The following is a 7,856-nucleotide window of genomic DNA, read 5'->3' on the forward strand; positions in this document are numbered from 1 at the left end:
AAGAGCACAGAAGTAAACCGCTTCTGTGCTCTTTATGTAACAAAATTAAATGAATTGAAAAGGAGTGAGTTAAATTGGCAAATTACTGCGCCAACAGCATCGTATTCTTCAGCAAGGACAGGTCGAAACTGGCAAGGCTTCTGCGCAAGGTCTATGCAGCATATGAATCTTCGGGTCCCGGCTTCTGGAACCTCTTGATCCTTCATGGATATACCAACAGGCAGATAGCCGGGCTTGCTGATAAGAGGGATTGTTTCACATATTGCGATACAAAGCTGAATCTGGATAAAGACACGTACAGTTTCCGTATTGATACAGAAACCGCTTGGGAACCTCATGTAGCGGTGTTCTACAAAGTCATTCGCGAAAAATATGACAATGAAATCCAGCTGGTCTATATGGCTGAAGAGTGCGGCAGTCAGATTTATATCAACTCAGATCAGGAAGGCAGGTACTTCACCGAGCATTACATGGTTGATTGCTGTCACCATGGAGAGTTTATCAAGGAATATTTTAACAGCTATCACGAAGCTGTGGATTGGATCAGGGATGAATACTGCGTCGGCGTTAATGAGCATGATTCCATGAAGGTTATCGAACTAAAGGTAGAAGAAGCCTCGGACTACGGTAATGGTGACTTCTTCAATTTCCATCGGTTTGAATCGGAATATGGTGAGGATGAAGAAAGGGGTGCAGCCTAATGCCCGCCACAAAATTTGTCTGTAAGAATGGGAGCGCAATCCCAATTAAACAGTGTTTGAGCTACTGTCCAAATGGCCAGAGATGTATGTTCCTGCCAACACTGCGTTCTGTAGCTGAATCATTGAACCGCAAGCTTGATAAGCCATCAGTAACAGAATTGATTGCTGGAACAAGAGAAACTTATCTGAAGAAGGTACAGCACTATGCGGTTGATCCGATGCAACAGCTATATGCTGTGCACGGCACAGCCGTACACACGATTCAGGAAGGCCACAATGAAGGTAATATCATAGCTGAAGAACGGCTGGCTGATGATATCACCAGCGGTAAGTTTGATCTGTATGGCCAGATTGTTGACTTGTCTGATAACACCCTGGGCGACTATAAAGTAACTTCCAGCTTTAAGCTAATGAAAGCGCTGGGGTATTACAAAGTGGACGTACCAACTGGTGAAGTGTACAAAACCGGGCTGAAGAAAGGACAGCCCAAGACACGTAAGGAATGGCGTACAGACGGTGTAAGGCATCTGCTGGACTGGGCGGTCCAGTTGAACTACTACCGTATTCTGTTAGAAGATGCCGGTTTCAAAGTGAAGGACATGGTTATTCAGGCTCTTTGCCGTGATTACTCATTGCGGATGGCCTCTGAACGTAACATCACACGACCATTGTACTTAATCAGGATTAACAAAATCAGCGACCGCTGGATAAAGCTGTATATGGCTGTAAAGGCCAAACGTCTGCAAAAAGCTATATTGGAGAACCATCTGCCAGCCAGATGTTCAACCAGAGAACGCTGGCATGACCGAAAGTGTCAGTCATACTGCGATGTAGTAGAATTCTGCCCGTATGGCAGATTGATAAAACGTGCTGCTGAAAGAGCAGCCTGATGAATACTGCTCTGGTTCGTAGCCAGTGCAGTATTTTTAATGTAAGAAAGGAAGGATATTCAATGAATACAAATTACAATGACGAAAATAACAAAACAGGATTATCAGATTACAGCGGCATTGCCAGAAAGCTGGTACTGATCATGGGGGAATGCGCCCATGTGGCAAAGGACGGTTTTAACGATTTTCACAAATATCGTTATGCTTCTGCTGCAGGGGTTCTGGAAACCATCAACACTGCTTTGGTAAAGCATAAGGTTGCCAGTGTTGTAACCCCGGCTATAATCAGCAGTTTCGATGTGACAAATGCCAAGGGAAATATCGAACATCAGGTGACCGTAGGCTGTAACATCCTGCTGATTGACAGTGAATCAGGCGAAAGCATTGATCTTTACGGCATTGGTACCGGCCAGGATGCTGGAGATAAAGCGGTGATGAAGGCTGAAACTGCAGCTATCAAGTATGCTTACCTTCTGTCCATGGCGATAAGCACAGGAGACGATCCGGAGGCTGACACCGATGTTGATGAAAGAACCTACACGGCACCGCAGACTAATTTAGCCTCTAAGCCTGCACCTGCCAGGAGGAATGTTGCTGAACCGCCGGAGCCTGTGGCCGTCTGTGCTGGCTGTGGCAAGGAGATTAGTGAAAAGGTCTATAACTACAGCATGGCCCGTTACCACAGACCTTTGTGCATGACATGTCAAAAGACTGAAACTCCTGCAGCGTAAGAGGTGGTGTTTAGGTGAATAAGCAAGTTGTAACAATTATACTGAAGATAATAGAAGTAATCCTCAAAGGTGGGAAGTAATTATAACAACAGGTTGCTTTTAACATAAGCAACCTGTTGTTTTTATAAGATGCAATTAATCATAATGCTTCTGACCAAGCTGACCTGACCGACCTTTTACACCTTCTTAGCCTTATTCATTTGGTGCCAAATATCCGGGCTTAGTTTTCAACGCATCGGTATATAATGATTTGGCCTTTGTAGAAATGTCTTTTGCGCCATCGCTGTTTGTTAATAACAGCAGCTTTGCCATATCTATTATATGATCGTAAAGGAAACTTTCCACCGCATCATCTTTATCAAATATTTGACTGGCTTTTAGCTGGATTTCCTTAAAGTGTTCGACTGCTGTTTTATCACGTTCAGGGATGTCCACGGTGTGGGTTAACACGTGGAATCCAATCAAATTAACTTTAAAAAGCTCATCAGGTGTCACGATGTCATTTTCTGCACTATGCAGAGTGATGCTTTTATAAATGAAGTAATGCAGCAGAACGTCGTCAATGTTGTTTGCAGTCAGGCACTCTAATAATTCAGTAAGCCCCGGATAATTTGAGGGTTCTCTGTTCACGCTGTTGTCTGCTGATTGCCTATAATGATTTAGCAGCTTTACAACGGAACGTGGGTCATCAATGTAAACTTTAGCCTGGGTGCTTTTGTAAAGATTTGCCATGTAACATCGCGTACGCAGGGAACTGAGTTCTTCCTTAATGTATGGCAATTGGTAGCGGTTGTTCTGCGGCATCAGATGCGTCATCAGCGAGTTCAGCTGATACTCCTCATCAAAGATGGCCATGATTTCTGTCCTGCTGTCCTTATAATTCTGAATCAATGGAATCGTATAAAGATATTCACGGTCTGATTTATCTATTTTACTGGAAATATAGTTCATGATTTGGTCGTAACGCTCAATAAGTCGCTTGGCATCATAAATTGTATGGCCGCTTATGCAGTTAAAGTAGATCAGGGGAAGCAGAATACAGTGCAGTTTATATGGAAAAACTAATTTTCGACGCTGAGGAATACGGTAATCATCCAGTCTAAAAAGACCTTTACTATACCGCTCAATGTTCTGCAGCTGCACTTTAATTGCCTTAACAGTGGTCAATTGCTTTTCGGTTTCGCCAAAGATAGCCAGTAAAAGATCAGAAAACTGGTATAAATCCATCGATTCTTTGTTTTCAAACATACGAAGTGCTTTTTCTGGATCTGGCGTGCGTTGTGTATATCCTCTTGGAATGTGATTATCCTTAGCCATGATTTTGGTTCCTCCCACCATGGATTTGTTTCATTATAACATGTTTCAAATTAAAGCGCCTTGTGGAAATTTTGTTCTAAAGGCTTTTTGGCATATATTAATTCCTTGATTTGTGGCATACTGAACGCATCCAGACGGAAGCTTGTGGTACGAGATGCCGCTAACATACAGAGATATGAAGCGTTAACTCTGGATAAACTTAGCCTGTTGCTGGTGACTTTGGCAAGTCCTGTTTCAGCTGACGGTTGCGACCAATCAGGATGTCGGATAGCGGGCTCTGGCTTTGGACCTTGAAAAAATAATAATGGAAGGAGGACTTAATATGAAGTCCATTACGACTAAGAAAGCGCTTGACCGCGCGGTTGAGCGTGCAATGAAGGCGCATTATCTTGTTGATACAGGCGTTGTCGGTACGGTGAACATGGTGCTGTTACAGGTGGGCGACGAGTCCTACTGTGAAACTTGGAGCACTGGCGACGACGTTGATTCAGGTAAACATGGTAGGTTTCAGGCTTTTGGCGACCATCAGTCTGGTGAAGTTTTGATTAGCAGTTTTGGCGATCAAAAATCACTTCATCTGATTGGCAAGGGCAACCAGGAACATGGCATTTTACTGTTGATTCAAAGGACTGGCGATGTTTTCACTGTAGTGTGGAATTCTGATGTGCCGGCCGATAAAGCGGTTTTCTTCATGACGGCAACATCAGACAGCATCTTGGTCCAGTTGATTGGAATGCTCGCTGAAAAGTACTTTACTTCTATTAACAATAGTGATTTGCAGAATGCAGTCGCTATGTTGATAGGGGGTGATTCTGATGATTGACGTTCTGGACGCCGTTAACGCCATTGCCAAAGCCCCGGGTAAAACACCCGGGGCTGGACGCAAGGTGTCCATTCCTGAAACTCGCGTCCATGACAGTGCTGACGCTGCAGATGCCATGGAAGCTGTGATGACAATCGGAGCCTTCATGGCCAACAAGCTGAAGATTCCCATTAGCACGGAGTGCATAATCCCTGATTCTGGTAGGGATTTGCCTCCACCAAAGTATCCATCTGATTCAGGTGATGCCAGGGGTAGTGACAATGGCAAGAACTTGGAGTTCGCTAATATTTTGGTCGAAAGCTTCCAGTTTGGCCGCATAGGAAAAACATTGTACGTGCTGATTAATCTCATCTATACGGCTCTGCTTGAGAGGGATTTTGACCTGTTTTTAAGGCTGGCAGCCCTAAAGAAAGACTTACCTGAGGAATTGCGGAAGTCGATTTCTTCATACAAATCGTCAGAATTGTATGCTTGGCTTTTGGCTCATCCATCGGTGAAAGAGCTTCCCGAAATGCCAGACAAATGCTACATTGCAGTTCAGAACGGTATACTGGATCTGAAGAATCATGTCCTGTTGCAGCCATCCGATTTCAGTGATGCATCTGAAATCCCTGTTCTGTTTAATTGCATCAACGCGAAATACGTTGAATACGATAAAGATGACTGGGAGAACAGTGCAACTTATCGGTATTTAAAGCGCCTTGCTAATCCGGATTGTGAAGAGCAGTGCGTTGAAGCCTTGCTGTATCTTCTGGGTAAGATTTGTAGCAACGACCGCACCGGTAAGAACCTCTACTACCTTTACGGAGCGAGCAATAACGGCAAGTCGGTCTTAGCAGCTTACATTCAAGCGATTCTTGGTTACGGCAATTTTGGCAACTTGAGCCTGAAAGACCTCACGCTTCAATTCTCTATGATCAACCTTAGGCATTCCTTGGTTAATATCTCTACCGATGAAGACACAGATTGCTGGAACTCTGGCATCGCTTCACTCATCAAGCGGATTACAGGGCATGATACCCTGCAGGTTGATGTGAAATACGAGCGGATGCAGCAATTTAGGCCCTATTGCGTGTTGCTGTGCATGGGTAACGCTGAACCTAAATATTCCATTGAATTGGATGCAGGTAGCGCAATATCCAAGCGGTTATTCCTGATACCCACAGGCCCCACAATCACTGAGCCTGATGAAGACCTGTTGGAGACAAAGCTGTTGCCAGAGAAGGATTTATTCTTCAGCAAAGCCATTGACTACTTCATGTGTCACGATCACCCGGATAAGATTGTTGATGTGGAAGAGATAGTCTCTCCGACCATCTCTCCCAAAGAACTGTTCAGGCTCTGGGTTCGTGATTGCATTGAGATAACCGATAGCAGCGAAGAGCTGTTGGCAGAGGACTTATGGAACAATTACTGTGGGTTTGTCAAGAACATGCCTGGTGCGAGCCGGATGAAGCAGCGGTCTTTTGAAATGGAATGTGCGGTTCGGCTCAGTGAAAACAAGTCGCAGTCGCGCAAACACAATCGCTCCTGCTATATCGGTTTGGTGTTACACAGCAAGATTTATTCAGCGTTCTCAGATGATTTTGGAGAATGGTAACAATTTCGCTTAATACAGGGTGGCAATTGCCGCCCTGTACAATAATATTCATAATAGAAAGGAGTGACTGATAGTGTCGGATACAAATCGACTGCTCTCTGAAAAGGAGCTTGCACAGATGCTGGGTATCACAACTTTCATGGTGCGTAAGATGCGGACCCAAAAGGGTCTACCGTTTATCAGAGCTGGCTTCCGTATCTTCTACCGTGAACAGTCTGTACGCAACTGGTTAAATTCACAAGAAACCAGAGTCAGTTAGCAGATTTTATGGGGGTCGATATGACCCCCATTTTATACATATGAAGGAAAATGAATGAAAGGAGAGTGCCAAAGTGCCATCCAAGATTAGGAAACGCAAGGGAAACACATATGCATTAGCGGTTTCAGACGGCTATACACCTGAAGGTAAGCAGATTGTGAGAAGTAAAACCATCACAGCCACCAGCAAGCTGGATGCCCAGCGCCAATATAATGCGTTCGAGGCTGAGATACGAAAGGGTAAGATGGCTTATACCCAGAAGTTTAAACTGGCAGAGTTTGCCGAGGTGTGGCTGAAAGACCACTGCGAGAAGAACCTGGCTCCCAAGACCGTCCAGTCATATCGGAACCAGTTGAAGTTCAGAATCATACCGGCGTTAGGTGCAAAGCCGCTTACCAAACTAACGCCGATAGATATAATCAACTTTATGAACGACCTCAGAAGCAAAAGCAAGCGGTTTGACGGTAAGAAAGAGCCGGTGTCAGATAAGGTCATTGCATCCTGCTTCTATGTGCTGTCTTCAATGTTGACCGATGCGACACACTGGCAACTCATGGACAGCAACCCGTGCCTAAAGGTCGAAAGACCCAAGGTTCAGCGTAAGAAGATGATCTTACCGGAGGAGGAGAATATTGGTAACATACTGAAAGCGTTGCAAGGAGAACCTTTGAAATATAGGCTGATGATTATGCTGGCAATAGCGACTGGACTCCGCAGGGGTGAACTGATGGGATTGCAATGGCCAGATATCAACTTGGACACTGGTGTTATCTCAGTGAGTCGCTCTGTACAGGAGTTCAAAGGCCAGTTCATCATAAAAGGACCCAAAACAGAGGGCTCTGTGAGGTCGCTTGTAATATCCGGGGCGGTGCTGGAGTTGCTGAAAGAGTATAAACGCGTGCAAGATACAGAACGAGCCCAGATTTTTGAACTGTGGGAGATGAAAGAAGCGTGGGTGTTCACCCAGTGGAATGGTAAACCGATGAACCCGGGAACATCCGGCCACTGGTGGTATCACTTTTTAAAGCGCCATCAGCTACCGCCAATGCCGTTTCATGGGTTGAGGCATGTTTCAGCAACAATACTGATAGCCCAGGGTGTACCATTGAAGAATGTCAGTGCGAGATTGGGACACACAGATATCAGAACGACTGCTAACATTTATGCTGATGCTTTGGAGTCTGTAGACAGGAATGCGGCTGAAAAGATGGATCAGTATTTGAAGAAGAAGTCCTGATAAACAATATAAACAGACGCTGCATGGATACAGCGTCTGTTTTTAATGAGAGAAGACATTTGAGTGCTTAGAATAAAGGTTTACACGTACAAATTGGGGTTTTGCTCAGTAAAGATGAGTATGATATAATTAAAAAAATACTTCCAACAGGGTCAATTTTTGAAAGCCTGTCTTGTATATATAATTAAAGGTATTTATTATTCGTAAATTGCAATAAGAAGTTGCACACTTCTTAAAAAATCCCATCAAACCATATAAATTCGGTCTAACTCTTTTTCAAACAGTTGGTTTGGTGTGT

The 7,856-nt window shown here is 44.4% G+C and carries 8 protein-coding genes; 7 read left to right on the plus strand and 1 reads right to left on the minus strand.

Translation table 11 applies throughout. The features are described from left to right. Window positions 1-74 precede the first annotated feature (74 nt). The 3 genes from QZV31_RS07105 to QZV31_RS07115 all read left to right on the plus strand — a co-directional run bounded on the left by QZV31_RS07105 (window position 75) and on the right by QZV31_RS07115 (window position 2,322). Entirely contained in the window at window positions 75-701 is a 627-nt protein-coding gene (locus QZV31_RS07105; protein WP_295359375.1) for a hypothetical protein, read from the plus strand. A gap of 218 nt (window positions 702-919) precedes the next feature. Further along, window positions 920-1,591, plus strand: coding sequence for a hypothetical protein (locus QZV31_RS07110; RefSeq protein WP_295359376.1), 672 nt, complete (start codon window positions 920-922; stop codon window positions 1,589-1,591). A gap of 62 nt (window positions 1,592-1,653) precedes the next feature. Continuing rightward, on the plus strand, window positions 1,654-2,322 hold the full coding sequence (locus tag QZV31_RS07115; protein ID WP_295359377.1) for an ERF family protein: 669 nt from the start codon (window positions 1,654-1,656) through the stop codon (window positions 2,320-2,322). 192 nt (window positions 2,323-2,514) lie between these two features. Here the strand turns inward: QZV31_RS07115 and QZV31_RS07120 are convergent, their stop codons facing one another. Beyond that, window positions 2,515-3,639 carry a hypothetical protein gene (locus QZV31_RS07120; protein ID WP_295359378.1) on the minus strand — a complete coding sequence of 375 codons (1,125 nt, stop codon included), beginning with the start codon at window positions 3,637-3,639 and terminating at the stop codon, window positions 2,515-2,517. A 322-nt stretch (window positions 3,640-3,961) separates the two neighbouring features. Between QZV31_RS07120 and QZV31_RS07125 the strand changes: the two genes are divergently transcribed. The 4 genes from QZV31_RS07125 (at window position 3,962) to QZV31_RS07135 (ending at window position 7,558) form a co-directional block, all read left to right on the plus strand. Then, the gene (locus QZV31_RS07125) at window positions 3,962-4,462 is read left to right on the plus strand and encodes a hypothetical protein (RefSeq protein WP_295359379.1); all 501 of its coding nucleotides are present in this window, start codon (window positions 3,962-3,964) and stop codon (window positions 4,460-4,462) included. Then, a complete protein-coding gene (locus QZV31_RS07130; protein WP_295359380.1) occupies window positions 4,455-6,062 on the plus strand; it encodes a DUF5906 domain-containing protein in 1,608 nt (535 codons plus the stop codon). The genes QZV31_RS07125 and QZV31_RS07130 overlap by 8 nt, the downstream gene beginning before the upstream one ends. A gap of 73 nt (window positions 6,063-6,135) precedes the next feature. Continuing rightward, window positions 6,136-6,321: a helix-turn-helix domain-containing protein gene (locus QZV31_RS12985; protein WP_366508697.1), complete on the plus strand. Its 186-nt coding sequence runs from the start codon at window positions 6,136-6,138 to the stop codon at window positions 6,319-6,321. A 73-nt stretch (window positions 6,322-6,394) separates the two neighbouring features. Next, window positions 6,395-7,558 carry a site-specific integrase gene (locus QZV31_RS07135; RefSeq protein ID WP_295359381.1) on the plus strand — a complete coding sequence of 388 codons (1,164 nt, stop codon included), beginning with the start codon at window positions 6,395-6,397 and terminating at the stop codon, window positions 7,556-7,558. Window positions 7,559-7,856 lie beyond the last annotated feature (298 nt).

It is taken from the genome of uncultured Succiniclasticum sp., assembly GCF_902793885.1.
Lineage (GTDB): Bacteria > Bacillota > Negativicutes > Acidaminococcales > Acidaminococcaceae > Succiniclasticum.